Raw genomic sequence first — 14,789 nt, 5'->3', positions numbered from 1 at the left:
CACTTTTGAGAGTTATTTAGTAAAGAGAATTGTACAAAAATCAGTGGTTATTCTAAATACATTTATGGATTTATTAGGAGTTGAACCTCATGCATATCTATCAAGTTGAAATTTCCAATTTTTGTAATCTAACTTGCTCTTATTGTCCTCACCCTACTCAAAGTAGACCGAAAGGAAATATGTCATTTTCTACATTTGTAGATGTTGTTGAATTGGCAATTCAATGTGGACAAAAAGATTTATTTCTTAATAATTTTGGAGAACCCCTACTTCACCCAGAAATATTTGAGTTTATCTCCTATGCTAAAACGAAGGGAATTGAGTGCAATTTTATAACCAACGGTATACTACTTGATGAGGCAATGGCATGGCGCTTGTCTGAGTTAGGAGTGCGTGATATTTATCTCTCAGAACATCTTGCAGGACAGAAAGAGCGTATTCAAGCAATGTTTCAGGAAAATTCTATTCCTTTATCAATCGTGTATACCTATAATCCTCATAAACAGGAAAAGCATGACTGGGCTGGACAAGTTGCTTCTAAAACTACATCGAGTCGAACTTTAACTAGTACTCTAGAACAGTATAAGCCGTGCATTTTTGAGACTAAAAAGCGAGTTGTAGTCTTATGGGATGGAAGTATCAATACCTGTTGTATAGATGTGAACGGAACAGGTATTGTTGGTTCTGTTAAAGATTACCTTGGTAGAACCAATGAGTATGAATTTCATGCAATTCCACTATGTCAGACTTGCGACTTAATGCGTGATGAATAGTTCATTTTCTATAAAAGCTTTTCTATTTGTACAGAAACGCTAACCATTACCCAAGAGAAAATCATCAAATTTTTAGGAATTTTTTAACGATGACTTCAATCAACGAACTTGCAAAGCAAACAACTGTTTCAACACAGATACCAATTATTGACTTTCATCCATTTATTGTGGGTGACACCAATGCCAAAGCAGCAGTTGCTAACCAAATCTCTCGTGCTATTCAAGAGGTGGGCTGTTTTTACTTAAAAAATGGTGTTCGCCAAACTTCAATTGACCAAGCCTTTGCTCAAGCCGAGAGGTTTTTTGCACTCCCATTAGAGGAAAAACAGAAAGTCGCTTCAGCAGTAACCGGGCGTAGTCGGGGGTACATACCATTTGAGAAGATGTTCATTGGTAATCAACCAGGACAGTTACACGAGTCCTTTAGTTTTGCTAATGAACTTGATCCAAACAAAGTTGGGGTTGATAGTTATGCAGAGGCGTTGGATGTTCCTAATCAATGGCCGCAAAATCCGCCGGAATTTCGTCAAATCATGAAGCAATTTTTCTTGGCTAGCCAGGAATGTGCTTTGAGTGTGTTGGAAGCATTAGCGATCGCCTTACAACTACCAAGTTCATATTTTACTAATTTACATTCTCAGCAAAACCACGCCGGGGTTTTCAATTACTACCCCAACATCTCTCAGGCTCCAAAAACAGGACAAACTCGCTTCTATGAACACACTGATTTAGGCAGTATCACCTTACTATTTCAGGATCAAGGAGGAGGGCTAGAGGTATACACACCAAAAGGAGAATGGATCACCACCACTTCGGTTCCTGATAGTGTTTTGGTAATGCCGGCAGATATGATGTCACGATGGACAAACGATAAATTTTGCGCCGCACCTCATCGAGTTTCAGTACCGACTAATTTTCAAGCAGTGAAAGAAAGGTACTCATTTAGCTTTTTTGTGATTCCTGATTACGATGTGGAAGTCACTTGTCTGGAAAGTTGTTTAAAAGCAGATAAATCTCACAAATATGCCCCAACTTATGTCGGCGATCATCTTCTGAATAGAACCAATGACCGAGCCACAAAATACGGACGTAGTTAAACCTAAGCAAATCGCAATTACTCTGCGTACCTTTGCGTTTACTTTGCGTTCCTCTGCGTTTAAAAGAACCATAGAAGTGCAATCAATATTACCGACTTTCAACTTATGAACTCCATTCAAGAACTTGAAAAACAGCCTGCAATTTCGACGCAGATTCCTATCCTTGATTTCCATCAGTTTACTGCTGACCAACTATTACGTGCAATTCAAGAGGTTGGCTGCTTTTACCTAAAAAATTGTGTTCCCCAAAATGCAATTGACCAAGCCTTTACTAATGCTAATGGCTTCTTTGCGCTACCAGAAGCAGAAAAAAGACAACTCGCCTGGAAGGACGGCGCGGCTCTCGGATACTTTTACACTAAATATAATGGTGACTTTCGGGAGGCCTTCGTATTCGGTGAAGCCGTTTTAACAGAACAGATAGATACAGATTCCACTGTGGCGCAGCAGGTTCATCAACACCTTGCAGACCATCCTACTTTTCGTGATGCTGTGCAGCAATTATTCACAGCTTGTCATGATGCAGGCGATCGCATTCTCAAAGCGATCGCCATTGCCCTAAACTTACCAGAATCTTACTTTAGCGATCGCCATCCTCAGCAAGCAGACTATGGGCTTTTACATCGCTACTATGAAGTATCTGAACCTCCACAACCTGGAGAAGCACGCTTTGAGGAACATACAGACTGGGGCAGTCTCTCCTTACTCTTTCAGGATGACAATGGTGGGCTAGAGGTCTGCACTAATGCCGGAGAATGGATTGCTGCGCCCCCACTCCCGAACACACCCATAGTCTTTATCGCAGATGTCATGCAGCGATGGACAAACGATAAACTCCGTGCTACCAAACATCGAGTACTTATGCCAGCCAATGCCCGTATTCCAGAAAGATACTCCTTAGCTTTCTTTCTCTCTCCTGGCGATGATACAGAAATTGCCTGTATTGAGACTTGCTTAGATGCTGGCGAATCTCCTAAATACCCGCCAATGCTAACCAAGGAATTTTACAAGCAAAAAACTGAAGATTTAGCAAAAAGATTTAACGGTTCTAAATGAAAGGGAACAGAGAAAAGGAAAAAGTAGGTCGCCTGCTCTCCCCAAAAACTTCTTAATTACGAATTACGAATTACGAATTACGAATTACGAATTACGAATTAATCTGTTACCAATTCTCAAGCAGGGCAATCGATGCAGATGGTGGGGGGAAAGCAACATCCAAAGCATTCAGTTCTTCTGTAGTGAACTTAAAATCTAGAGCAGCTCGATTCTGTTCAACGTGGGCGATACTGCTAGCTTTGGGAAAAACTATCACCTCTTGATGTAACAACCAAGCGATCGCCACCTGTGCAACTGTTATCCCGCGCTGTTGAGCAATTGACTGCAATTTCGGATGTTTGAGTAGTTCGCCTTGTAGCAAAGGCGAATGCGCCATCAGAGGGATTCCTCTTTGCCGACACCAGGATAACAACTTCCACTCACTATTACGATGTTGCAAATTGTAAGGGACTTGATTTGTCGCAATGGCTTCACCTCCGGGTAAAGCAGTGGCCTCTTCCATATCCTCAACATCAAAATTGCCAACGCCATAATCTCGAATCTTGCCAGATTGTTTCAGCGTCTCAAATGCTGCCAAAGTTTCTGATAACAATACAGGCCCCCGCCAATGCAGCAAATAAAGGTCGAGATAATCCGTCTGCAACCGTCGTAAACTATTCTCACAAGCTGCGATCGCCCCTTGCCCAGTTGCATTGCGAGGAGCAACCTTACTCACAAGAAAGACTGATGAACGACAATTAGCGATCGCTTCGCCAATTAACGTTTCCGCCCCACCATCACCGTAAATTTCTGCGGTATCAATCAACGTCATTCCCAAATCTAACCCACGACACAAAGCAGCAATCTCATTTTCACGCTGAGCGATCGCTTCACCCAGTCCCGCAGTCCCCATTCCCAATACTGGCATCAATTGACCGGATGGTAAACAAATGTTTTTCATAAGCCATTTTTCAACTTAAAACTTACAACCTAGCTCCAATTATTGTCAAATATTTTTGAGCAATCAAACACAGCTAATAAATCATTTTCTAATAAAATGTCCAATATTTTACCTGTATATTAACTAGGGAAAAATCTTGTTTTATCAATATCCTCTCCACCCAGATTATGTAAACAAACTCTTGCGTTATTCTCCGCGCCTCTGCGCGACGCCAGTTGCTACAACGCGGGGAACCCGCGCAACGCACTGGCTCCTCTGCGTGAGAAAAATCTTATTTTCAAACACCAAATCAACAACCTATTATATTTATCTTTTATCCAAAAGTATATCTAATTAATGATGAAAATCGCCTTCTTTGATTACCCCGTCACCCTAGCCGAGCCACCCAAAACTGGAGGAATACGCCTAGTATCATACGCTTTAGCGCTGCGTTTAGCTCGTGCTGGTCACGAAGTTTTATTTTATGGCTCAAAAGGCTCCCATCAAGAATTGGAATACTACGAAGACGGCATAACTTATCGCCGAATTCCAGACTCATGGCTCGATAAAGTATTAGAACCCTTAAACTTTCTTGATAGCTGGAACCTCTCAAATCCTAAACGTCCCTTCTATGCATCCAAATTATTTTTCTGCGACTTTTACCGAAAAGTCGCCCAGGATATTCAAGTGCAGCAATGTGATGTGATTCATATAAACATTGTTTTTCAATTTGTTCCGCTCATGCGTGCTTATAATCCTCAAGCCAAAATAGTCTTACATATACATAGCGATTTTCTGCCATTATTCGATCCAGCAATGGTTGAACAGTGTCTTAAGTCAGTCGATTTAGTAATTGGATGCAGCGATTACCTGACAAATCAGGTTCGTAAATACTTGCCTCACGTTAAAAGCCAAACCATCTACAACGGCGCAGATATTCATCACTTTACTATTTCTAATGAACACGACAATAAAAAAACTAATAAAAAAGATATTAAACAAATCCTTTTTGTGGGCAGAATTTCACCGGAAAAAGGCGTACACGTTTTAATTGATGCCTTTAACAAAGTAGTGTTTCGTTATCCCCAAGTACAGTTGAAACTCGTTGGTTCAGAAACCGCCCTAGTGCCGTGGTACACATTAGATAGAGAAGACCCTCAAATTCAGAATCTTCGTCCTTATTACCAAGGTAGCTATCGATCGCATTTGCAAAATCGACTTACTTCTACCGCAGCTAGTTCAGTTTTTTTTCTCGGAAAAATTCCGCACTTCGAGCTATTTGAGTACTATCAGCAAGCAGATATATTTATTTTTCCATCTGTCTGGAATGAGGCATTTGGGATGCCGATTGTCGAAGCAATGTCAATGGGATTACCTGTTATTGCCACGCGTGGGGGTGCTTTTCCCGAACTGGTGGAGGATGAGAAAACAGGGTTATTGGTAGAACGCGGGGATGCAGATGCCTTAGCCGAAGCTATTCTGCGGCTGCTTGGAGATGACAATCTCAGAATTGCAATGAGAGAAGCTGGACAGCAGCGAGCCGTTGAAAAGTTTGCTTGGGATTATCAGGCCCAAAAGCTGTTACACCACTATCAGCAATTATAAAAAGCTTTATTTAGGAGTTAATCATGTTGGCAAGTACAGAAAAAACGCCACTGACTATTTTTCGTGAGATGAAACTGTTTATTATTGTTTGGGTAGGACAGCTCATTGCATCTATTGGTAGCAGCATCACCGCATTTGCTTTAGATGTTTGGGTTTATGAACATACTGGTTCTGTCACCCAATTTGCTTTTATTACCCTTGCAAATACTTTACCGCTCATCTTACTTGCACCCATAGCTGGTTTATTAGTGGATCGGTGGGATCGTAGATGGACAATGATTCTCAGCGATTTATTTGCAACTTTGGCAACAGTGGCGATCGGTATTTTATTTATCATCGGTCGGTTGGAAGTGTGGCATATTTACTTAGCCAATACTTTCAGCGCTATCTTCGTGGCTTTTCAGATACCCGCTTTCATCGCTTCCATAACCTTATTAGTACCAAAACAGCACCTTGGGCGGGCGAATGGAATGCTGAGTTTTATGAACGGCACTGCGCGGCTCGTAGCACCACCTTTAGGAGGTGTCCTACTAGGCATAATTTCTCTCCAAGGAATTATCGTGCTTCACTTAACCACCGTATTTTTAGGTATTGCTATCCTCTTCCTGCTTCGGTTCCCTAAAACCAGCAATCCCGTTGTTGCAGAGGGAAGTTCTTTTCTAAAAGAAACAACTTATGGATTGACCTATTTAGTTGCTCGACCAGGACTGTTAGGAGTGTTAATCATCTCAGCTTTTAGCATTTTCCTTGTAGGAGGTGTTCAGGTGATCACCATACCCTTAGTGTTATCTTTCGCTCCCGTAACAGTTTTGGGGACTATTCTTTCGCTCTTTGGCGTTGCTGTTTTGGTAGGGGGCTTGCTGATTGGTATCTGGGGAGGTCTACAGCGTAATATGAATATGATATATGGCTGTATGCTCCTCACGGGTGTGTCTCTTCTTCTCGCCGGTTTGCAACCTTCTGTTGCTGTCTTTATTGTTGGCGTCTTTTTATTCTTCTTGATAAGACCAATAATTGCTAGTTCAACGCAAGCTATTTTTCAGTCTAAAGTAGAACCATTAGTGCAGGGTAGAGTTTTTTCTATAAAAGGAGCGATCGAAGCCGCAGGTCTACCTCTAGGCTATATTGCGATCGCGCCCTTGGCAGAAGTTTTTGAACCCTTAATGGCTACTGATGGTTTTTTAGCTGGAAGCATCGGACAAATAATTGGTGTTGGTAAAGGTCGCGGTATGGGACTCCTATTTATAATCATGGGAATATTTGCTATTTCAGTAACCTGTATTGCTTACTTTTTTCCCCGTTTACGACTTGTGGAAGATGAACTACCCGATGTTGTTGATGGAGTTGTGTTGGCTATACCCAACCCAGACATCGCTACTGATACATCTTCTAGCAATAATGACGCAGTTCCTTTGATATCCTAAATTTAGCGTTGCATAATCATAATTGTCTATGATTATTTTATTTTTGTCCCAATAATGGATTCATCTTGATCCATTAGTAGGAATTTAGAACTATTAATTCTCATAACTTCATATTTTTCTGGCATAAACACAGAAGCTAAACTAGCTACCATATCTGCAATAGGGGCTTTAAAAACTAGCGAAATCTCCAAATTAAAAACTGATTTTGGAGTACTTTTTACATTTAAATACAATTTTTTTTGGTTTACATACCATACTCCCGTAAATTTATTACCTATTAGAAGTTCTTTAGGTTTCGAGAAAATCAATGTTTGAATTGTGGTTTGTTCATAGGTCATATCATCTTTAAATTGAATAGTAATTTTTTCTCCAGGCTTATCAAAACGCCATTTTCCAAAAAGTAAAATTTCTATTTCTATATCAGAATGCTTACTATTATTCATGTTTATCTTCAAATTAGCTTTGGTTCTAATTGTTCTTATTATTAATAAATGTGCTATTAGCGTCTGAGAAAGTTTCTTGACAAATTTTGGTACGAGAAAAGAATAAGTGCATCTGCCAAACTAACCAAGACCCAACTCGCCACGCTCCCATTGAAAGGTGTTCCGCGGTATCTTGGTCATAGTGCAACCATTGAGCCGGTAGGTGTCCCATCGGTGTAGTGGGGGACAATTGAAAAGTTAGTTGATCGTAGTCTAACCAGTTTCCCTCTTTTCGCCAACCAAGGCGATCGCCAAGTCTCTTTTCTGTTTCGTAGTCTACTTGACCACCTATTTCGCTCCAAATATTTTGCTGCATACTAAAGCCGAAATAACCATGACTGTATTCTCTCCAAAGTTGATCAATAGTGTAAAGAGCTTCACAAGAAAAGTTATTAATATCTTCCTGATAAACTTCATTCCAATAACTTTTGCCGATGATTTGCAGCATTAATTTAGTGGTTTCAATGTCAGCTTCTTTCCACTTGTACTGTGCGAGTAGATCTCGCAGTTGGGTATAATTAATATTTTTATTTGTCTGAAATTCTTTTGTAAACGTAGCGTCATTAGTTACGCTCATCAATCCAGTTTCTTCAACAGAAGAGAGAGGACTTATAGAAACTAAATTTACTTCTGCTAACTCTAATTCTTTTTTTTGATTGGTGAGTTGCTTAGATATATAACTGGATATTGAGCCAATATCTTTATCTAAAGATACACAATTATCTGTCAAATCAAAATTATCGATTTGCCAATCTAATAATTGAGATTTAATAAAAGCATCTTTTAACCTTTCTTTCTTCTCATAACTTGCTACCATAAAATCGAGAAAAGTTTCAGAAATTGCTTCAGTTTCTTTAGGAATTAATAAATTTGACTGAGAATTCAAAATATTATCCGCTAAATTTTTAATATCTCCAACAGTTGCGTAAAAATTCTCATCTACTTTTACTACCTCATCTATTAAAGATTGAAAGGGACTAAAGTAATCTTGTAAATAGTTTTCAAAATTGATTGCAGTCTGGGCTATTTCTACTATTTCTTGACGAACCCTATAAGCTTTTTTTTGATATTCGTAAATTTCTTGATAGATTTGTAACTCTTGAACTACTTGCTGAACAATTTGCTTTTGAGTCTTGGTATCTTCTGTAAGTGATTTAAGTCCCTCACTAAGCAGTTTTATTTTTTCTAACATCAAAAAAGAGGCATTGCTCAACAGTAAAACCGCTTTCAGATTCTCTTGCTTTTCACGTTTTAGTTCATCAATAATTTTCGGATTGTTTTGATTTTTTATCTCTAGATTTTTCCTCTCTTCATCCAAACTATTTATTTCAATATATTTCTGTACAAACAGCTTTTTTAAGTCATCCGTAAGCTTCAATAAAAAACTTTGATAACTATCCTTATAATTTTCTAGGAAATTAACAAGATAAACATAGTCACTAATTAATAATTGGATTTCTTTAAAAATTTCTCCTTGACTAATTTCTAGCTTGCGCTTAATTATTCCTCCCAAATAATGATGATACCGAACACCTTCCTTGATTAATTTTCTACGCTCTTTAATTTTATTTTGAAGATTTTTTAACCGATTATTCTTTAAAATAGGTAACTTATAGATTCGTTCATAAATCCTAATCTTTTTGTAAGTAATGAGTTGTCTTTGCTGTTTAGTTAGCATGACACTGGTTCTCAAAAGTATGAGTAGCCGCTAAACTCTCACCCATTTCAACACCTTGGGGTCTTTTTCGTAGCGGTAAGTCAAGCCATCGTTAGTAGTGATAAATTTGCCTTGACTAGCCTTACTTCTGATGGTGTTAATAGGAGAGTCTGTTAACGTCTGCATTTCCTTATGTGAAAGACCTGAGATTGTGTCTATTTCTGGTCGAGTTTGAGGTTCATTCTGGGGTAAAATATCGATTGTAGTTTGAGCATTTTCGGGAGTATTAGCAATAATTTCTTTTGCTTTTTGCAACCGATAATCCTCCACACTCACAAGTTGCCAACTAGAATCTTGTGAAAGCTCTAGAACCCATTGATGATAATTAAATAGACTCTCTCGATGTCCAACACTAAGAAAGGTTGTTTTCGTTTCTTGCAATTGTTGATATAAATTGCCTTCATTTTTCAAATCTAAAGCACTCGTTGCTTCATCTAAGATAGTAAAGCTCGGACGAGTCACTAACTGTCTTGCAAAAGCAAGACGTTGTTGTTCTCCTAACGATAATATATTCTCCCAAGGAACTTCTGTATCAAAGCCATCAACTCGACTTAGCAAGTTTTGCAAGTTAACTTGTCGCAAAATTTCTTCAAGTTCTGCGTCGCTCATTTGACGATTTGTCTGAGGATAGAGTAATTGTTCGCGTAAAGTTCCCAAAATTATATAAGGACGTTGGGGTAAGAATAAGACTTCTTCTAGAGGAGGTCGCACCAGACGACCAGTACCCGCATTCCACAAACCAGCGATCGCTCTCAGCAGAGAACTTTTACCTCGACCACTAGGCCCAACAATTAATAAACCTTCTCCCGGTTGAACAGATAGTGACAAATCTTCAACGATTACCTGCTCATAGTCTGGCGTTTGTAAGGTGACATCCTCAAAAGCAAGACGGTTTTCTTCTATAGTTTTAATGATACTTACATTTTCGGGTTGTTTAGTAACAGCTTCTAAGGCATCTGAAAACTCAGCTAAACGCTCAACGTAACTGGAAAATCGCCCTGAAGTTCCAAATTCATTGATTAAATCAGCCATAGCATTAGCAAACAGACCTGTAGCTAAACTGGCTTGACCAACTTGTCCGAAATCAATTTCACCATTAATATATAAAGGCCCAAGTACTAAAAACGGAAATATTTGGATAACAGCCTGATATCCTCTGTTAAAAATTTCCTTACCTCTCTCCCAATTAATCTTGCGTTCAGCACTTTTCAGGACATTACTAAATCTTCGCTGAATTATATTTGATTCTTGGTCTTCTCCCTGAAAAAAAGCTATCGATTCAGCGTGATTCCGAACATGAGTTAGAGAATAATTGTACTCAGCTTTAAGTTCAAGTTCTTCTTGATTAATCTTATTTAATTCTTGAGTTAAGTAAATAGCAATTAAATTGCCTATGATCGTATAAACAAGCATAACAACAGCGATCTGTTGGGAAATTGACCAGACAATTATTAAAAATGTCGTCATTTCCAGTACTTTTTCTAAGAAAGTAGCTGAAAAACTCAGAGCATTACTGGTAACAGGTTCAATCTCTTGGGATAGACGTTGATCTGGATTATCAACATCGGATTTAAAGTTGATTCTATAATAAGCACGATTACTTAAATATTTTGATAAGATGTGGCTATTGAGCCATTTGTACCAATCAAGAGCGATTTTTTTTCTAACAAATTTAGAAAATCCTACTAAGAACGTTACGCTGATCAGACCAACGCTGTAAAGCCCTAACGTTTCAAGAAACTTAGTATAATCTTTCTCTTCAATGATGACATTGACCAAACGGTTACTAATGAAAGTATTGGAGGCAGTTACGCCCACAAGGGCGATTATTAATAAAATCAGAAGAACAAGCATCCCCCAGGCGCGAATCACATCTGAAAATGCTCTTTCTCCTGGCTCTGTTGGATACCAGTAAGGCCCTGCGATCGCTTTGACATTCTCCCAAAATTTATTAAAATCTGAAGAAGCATTCATTAAGGGTTGAATGAAAGAAACTTGGGTTGGCATATTCTAGAAATAAACTTTAAAAGTAACAGCAAAACTTGAAGAGTATCCCGCCAGTTTTAAGCAGACATGATATTTAAATAATGGCCTTTGAGGTTTAATCCGGTGAAATCGGACTCAGAGGCCATTTTCTCGTTTTACCGCAATTTGGCGCGTTAGCGTACCCTTCCGGGGAAGCAAGCTATGCGCTTTCAACAGGATAAGGAATCGCTTAACTTGATGCCATTAAAACTGGAATTTTAACGAATGTAACAGTGAAATTATTCTTCGGTGATTTCAATTGTTTTTGGGGGCTGAACTTCTTCAAAATTATTAGTGATTGTTGGGTTAAGTTCATTTTTCAGCTTGAGTTTTAGATCCTCTGTGATGGGTAAATCTTTAATTTCTTTGAGAAGGTATCTCACAGATTCGGTTTTACGACGTTCTGTATAGATGTTCTTAAGAACGGCTTCAATTCCATATCCCGCTAAAGCTTCCCCTACAAGCGTTGTCAGACCAAGCACGCCCAAACCTCCGATGATGCCAAATGGGCCTCCCAATCCCGCCAGAGCAGCTATAACGGCGGAGCCACCTACCATCCCTGATGCAGAGATTGCAATCACAAGAAGTATGCCAGGAAGACCCAGAGCAGCGATTTTTTTGACGACTTCATCCATGGTAATTACCTACAATCTTTGTAATTTTGGTTAAATCTTTATTAAGGGTACTAGTATCTATTCACCCTTATTTGATAGCTTAGTGCTTAATCGAGATAGTGACTAATTTTTCCTTTTACATCTAAGATAGCCACCGTTCTTGGAGAGGCCAAATAGTTTTGGCCCGTTAGATCACAACTGCGTCCTGTTGTAAAATTTAGTTGGACAAAATACTACACAACTCATCGATTTGTTGACTTCTTTCTGTAATCAGTCGATGAGCTAGGGCTTTTAAATGACGAATATTTTCCGACTTGACATTATCTATTGCTTCCAAATCACCCGTTAGAAATGTTTGAAACCGATAATAAGAACCTTTAATTTCTTTATCACCAGGCTCAAATAATCGTTCTAATTCTCCGGCTACTACTTCACTACCACCGTCCATCACAATATTTAAAAGCGGTCTTCCCCATTGCAACAGTCCCCAATTTTTGACTTCGTTATAAGTATAGACACTCGTGAGGGAACCCGTACCCAAGGAAACGACCAACATATCATCTGTATGTAGGACTGGTCTTTTTTCCTGTTTACTAATTTTCGCTTCCATAATCGCCAAATTAGCTGGATTATTAGCGATCAATCCTCCATCGACTAAAGTATAGAAGCCGTTGGGGTTATGGGAAGTAGCAACGCGATAGGGAGGAAAATAAGTCGGAGTGGCACTAGTTGCCATTGCCGCATCTGTGAGCGTAAAGCCTACACTTAACTTGCGAAACTTTTTAGATTCTGTCTGCTGTTTTTCAATTTTGTTTGTAAAGAATATGGGAATTCTCTGCTCAATATCGTAGCTAGTCACGAAAACTTCTTTAAGATTCTTTTCCAGAGGAGCATTACCAAAATATTTCCTCATAATTTCCTCTCTGCCGTCAGAAGCATATTTTGGCTGGGCAAACATATCTTCTAGGGGCCCTAGCATGTGTTCTAAAAATGGCTCGTAAAAGATCTCAGCCCCATATTCAACATATAGCTCGGCGAGTTGCTCAGCACTATATTCAGCGATCGGTGAGCCATCAGATACATTTAAATCTAAATGGGGTTTAGTTAGTCCAAGTGCCAGAATTCCTCCGGTTGATGTGCCAGCAATTAAATCGAACAAACTAGAAATCGGCTTTTGTGTGCGCTTTTCAATTTCTGCTAGTATCAGTGCCGGGATAATGCCCCGAATACCGCCTCCATCAATGGAAAGTATTTTATATTTGGGATTGGCTGTGGTATTCATAGTTTTTTTTGATCGCTCCTGAGTGAATGTTTCTGATTGTTGTTGTTGGCTATTGGCTGGAACTTCGCGTTGCTTAGTTTGGGCTGTTTTAGCTTTCCCTACCTGGGTTGGCTGAGGAGTTTGGATGTTGGCAGCTTTTTCGCTGTTTATCCTTGTCCCTTTCTTTCCTTTTGGCTGACGTTCTTCTGTCACTAACGTCAAAGCAGTGGTCGCCTGAGTCGGTAAATCCTCCGCCAGCACCGCAGTTTCTTGCGGAGGTATCTCCCCGGAACTGCTTGTTATCTGGTCTTGTCTGTCGCCCTCATTGGATGATTGGGCGATCAGCTGGAGGCTTGGCGCTTGGCGTATCGTAAATGGAAGCTGCGCCAAATCCCAACTAGGATTGCCATGCAAGGTTCCATTATGGGCTTGGATAGTTTGGTCTTGGACAGTTGCTCCTTGTCCGTCGCTTAATGTCCAGTAAGCTACTAGTCCTTGTTCATTCCCGATTAGAGGCTGAGCGCCATGCATTTGGATTTCCGCTTGGGAACAGGGTAAATTCCAAACACTGATACTGGCTAATTGTCCTGTGAAATATATGTTGTTGTGTAAAGTTGCGCCAAGAGTTACAGGACTAGTTGCTTTGTTTAAGGAGTCACCTGTAAAAGAGCCAGCATACTCATGCTCGTCAAGATATATAGTCAGTTGACCTCGATTAAAAACGATCGCAAAGAAGTGCCATTGTCCAACAGTTAATTCTCCATTGCCAAAGGTTTTAATAACCTTGTTAACCTTGTCATCGATGTATACATCTAAATTTCCTTCTTCACTGATGCCAAACTCAAAATTATCACTGTATCGTTCTGAAGAACGGGCAAAAAAAACATTGCGCGTCCCATAACTACTGGCTTTATTTGTTAGCTCACGAGGATTAATCCATCCTGAAATCGTAAAGGCTGAACTCCCCTCAGCAAAAACACCACCAAAATCATTCCTGCCAAAATCTATGTAATCATCCTGACCATCAAATGTCAGAACTGATTGGCTATATACCTCTGTCACAACATTTTATTCTCCAAATAAGATAATTTGTAGTTCGTAATTAATAAATTTAAAGATGTTTGAGAAGTTTTAATAGTTACATGACTCGTTTGTCCTACTTCAATATCTACTGAGAATAAAATTTATGTAAATCCTATTATTGCAATTTATAAACTATATTAAATATCCCTGGATTAAGTTTTCATTATAATTTTCAATCAAATCTTAGCAGCAATACGAAGCTTTTATCCTTAATACAATCAACATTTTTTCATAACAATTATCATTAATTAATAGATTGATTTCATAGCTTAAGTTTATTGAATACCCAATCATTATTAAATTGACAATTTTATTTGACCTGGTGCAGAGAATAAAGTTTTAATTGAATCCAAAACTTAATTATACTTTTTATATTCAATATTAATTGATTTATAAATAGTCATTTTATAGCCTATAAATCTATTTCAAGATAACTTTTAGCAAATTATGATGAAAATAGATCCATTGAAGTAAAAGATGAACTATCTGATTAAATAAACTTACTTGTTTAGAGTAACATGCTTAACCTAAGCTTCCAAATAATCTCAGCTTTATCAAGAAAATGCAATAGCAGGTGAGACAATATAAGTAAATAATCAGGTGACAGTTAAGACATTTAAGACATTTAAGCAAATAGTTAGTTAGACAGTTAAGACACTTAAGACACTTAAGCAAACAATTAAGTAAATAGTTAAGACACTTAAGACACTTAAGCAAATAATTAAAATATTTA

Annotated in this window: 11 protein-coding genes; 5 read left to right on the top strand and 6 right to left on the bottom strand. The window is 38.7% G+C overall.

Translation table 11 applies throughout. From position 1 onward, the window contains the following. Positions 1-89: 89 nt before the first annotated feature. The 3 genes from HCR01_RS17225 (at position 90) to HCR01_RS17215 (ending at position 2,926) form a co-directional block, all read left to right on the top strand. On the top strand, positions 90-773 hold the full coding sequence (locus HCR01_RS17225; protein ID WP_193197359.1) for a radical SAM protein: 684 nt from the start codon (positions 90-92) through the stop codon (positions 771-773). Between the two features lie 89 nt (positions 774-862). Beyond that, complete coding sequence (locus tag HCR01_RS17220) at positions 863-1,870, top strand: isopenicillin N synthase family dioxygenase (RefSeq protein ID WP_193197358.1); 1,008 nt, start codon at positions 863-865, stop codon at positions 1,868-1,870. A gap of 105 nt (positions 1,871-1,975) precedes the next feature. Next, positions 1,976-2,926 carry an isopenicillin N synthase family dioxygenase gene (locus tag HCR01_RS17215; RefSeq protein WP_193197357.1) on the top strand — a complete coding sequence of 317 codons (951 nt, stop codon included), beginning with the start codon at positions 1,976-1,978 and terminating at the stop codon, positions 2,924-2,926. Positions 2,927-3,032: 106 nt separating this feature from the next. Here the strand turns inward: HCR01_RS17215 and HCR01_RS17210 are convergent, their stop codons facing one another. Next, positions 3,033-3,866, bottom strand: a complete 834-nt coding sequence (locus tag HCR01_RS17210; protein ID WP_193197356.1) for an aldo/keto reductase — start codon at positions 3,864-3,866, stop codon at positions 3,033-3,035. 336 nt (positions 3,867-4,202) lie between these two features. On the opposite strand from HCR01_RS17210, the gene HCR01_RS17205 reads away from it, so the two are divergent. Both HCR01_RS17205 and HCR01_RS17200 read left to right on the top strand, forming a co-directional pair. Continuing rightward, positions 4,203-5,450 (top strand): glycosyltransferase family 4 protein, encoded by a 1,248-nt coding sequence (locus HCR01_RS17205; RefSeq protein WP_226889402.1) that lies wholly within the window; start codon positions 4,203-4,205, stop codon positions 5,448-5,450. Between the two features lie 23 nt (positions 5,451-5,473). After that, entirely contained in the window at positions 5,474-6,874 is a 1,401-nt protein-coding gene (locus HCR01_RS17200) for an MFS transporter (protein WP_226889401.1), read from the top strand. A 32-nt stretch (positions 6,875-6,906) separates the two neighbouring features. On the opposite strand, the gene HCR01_RS17195 is transcribed toward HCR01_RS17200, so the two are convergent. From HCR01_RS17195 to HCR01_RS17175, 5 genes are all read right to left on the bottom strand, one after another. Continuing rightward, positions 6,907-7,317, bottom strand: coding sequence for a hypothetical protein (locus HCR01_RS17195; RefSeq protein ID WP_193197355.1), 411 nt, complete (start codon positions 7,315-7,317; stop codon positions 6,907-6,909). Positions 7,318-7,342: 25 nt separating this feature from the next. Further along, positions 7,343-9,034 carry a GUN4 domain-containing protein gene (locus HCR01_RS17190; RefSeq protein WP_193197354.1) on the bottom strand — a complete coding sequence of 564 codons (1,692 nt, stop codon included), beginning with the start codon at positions 9,032-9,034 and terminating at the stop codon, positions 7,343-7,345. A 30-nt stretch (positions 9,035-9,064) separates the two neighbouring features. Next, a complete protein-coding gene (locus tag HCR01_RS17185) occupies positions 9,065-11,080 on the bottom strand; it encodes an ABC transporter ATP-binding protein/permease (RefSeq protein WP_193197353.1) in 2,016 nt (671 codons plus the stop codon). Between the two features lie 257 nt (positions 11,081-11,337). After that, positions 11,338-11,733, bottom strand: coding sequence for a hypothetical protein (locus tag HCR01_RS17180; protein WP_193197352.1), 396 nt, complete (start codon positions 11,731-11,733; stop codon positions 11,338-11,340). A gap of 196 nt (positions 11,734-11,929) precedes the next feature. Then, on the bottom strand, positions 11,930-14,035 hold the full coding sequence (locus HCR01_RS17175; protein WP_193197351.1) for a patatin-like phospholipase family protein: 2,106 nt from the start codon (positions 14,033-14,035) through the stop codon (positions 11,930-11,932). Between the last annotated feature and the right edge of the window lie 754 nt (positions 14,036-14,789).

This window comes from Nostoc sp. MG11, assembly GCF_014904695.1.
Lineage (GTDB): Bacteria > Cyanobacteriota > Cyanobacteriia > Cyanobacteriales > Nostocaceae > Komarekiella.
This window is presented reverse-complemented; position numbering and strand designations above follow the sequence as displayed.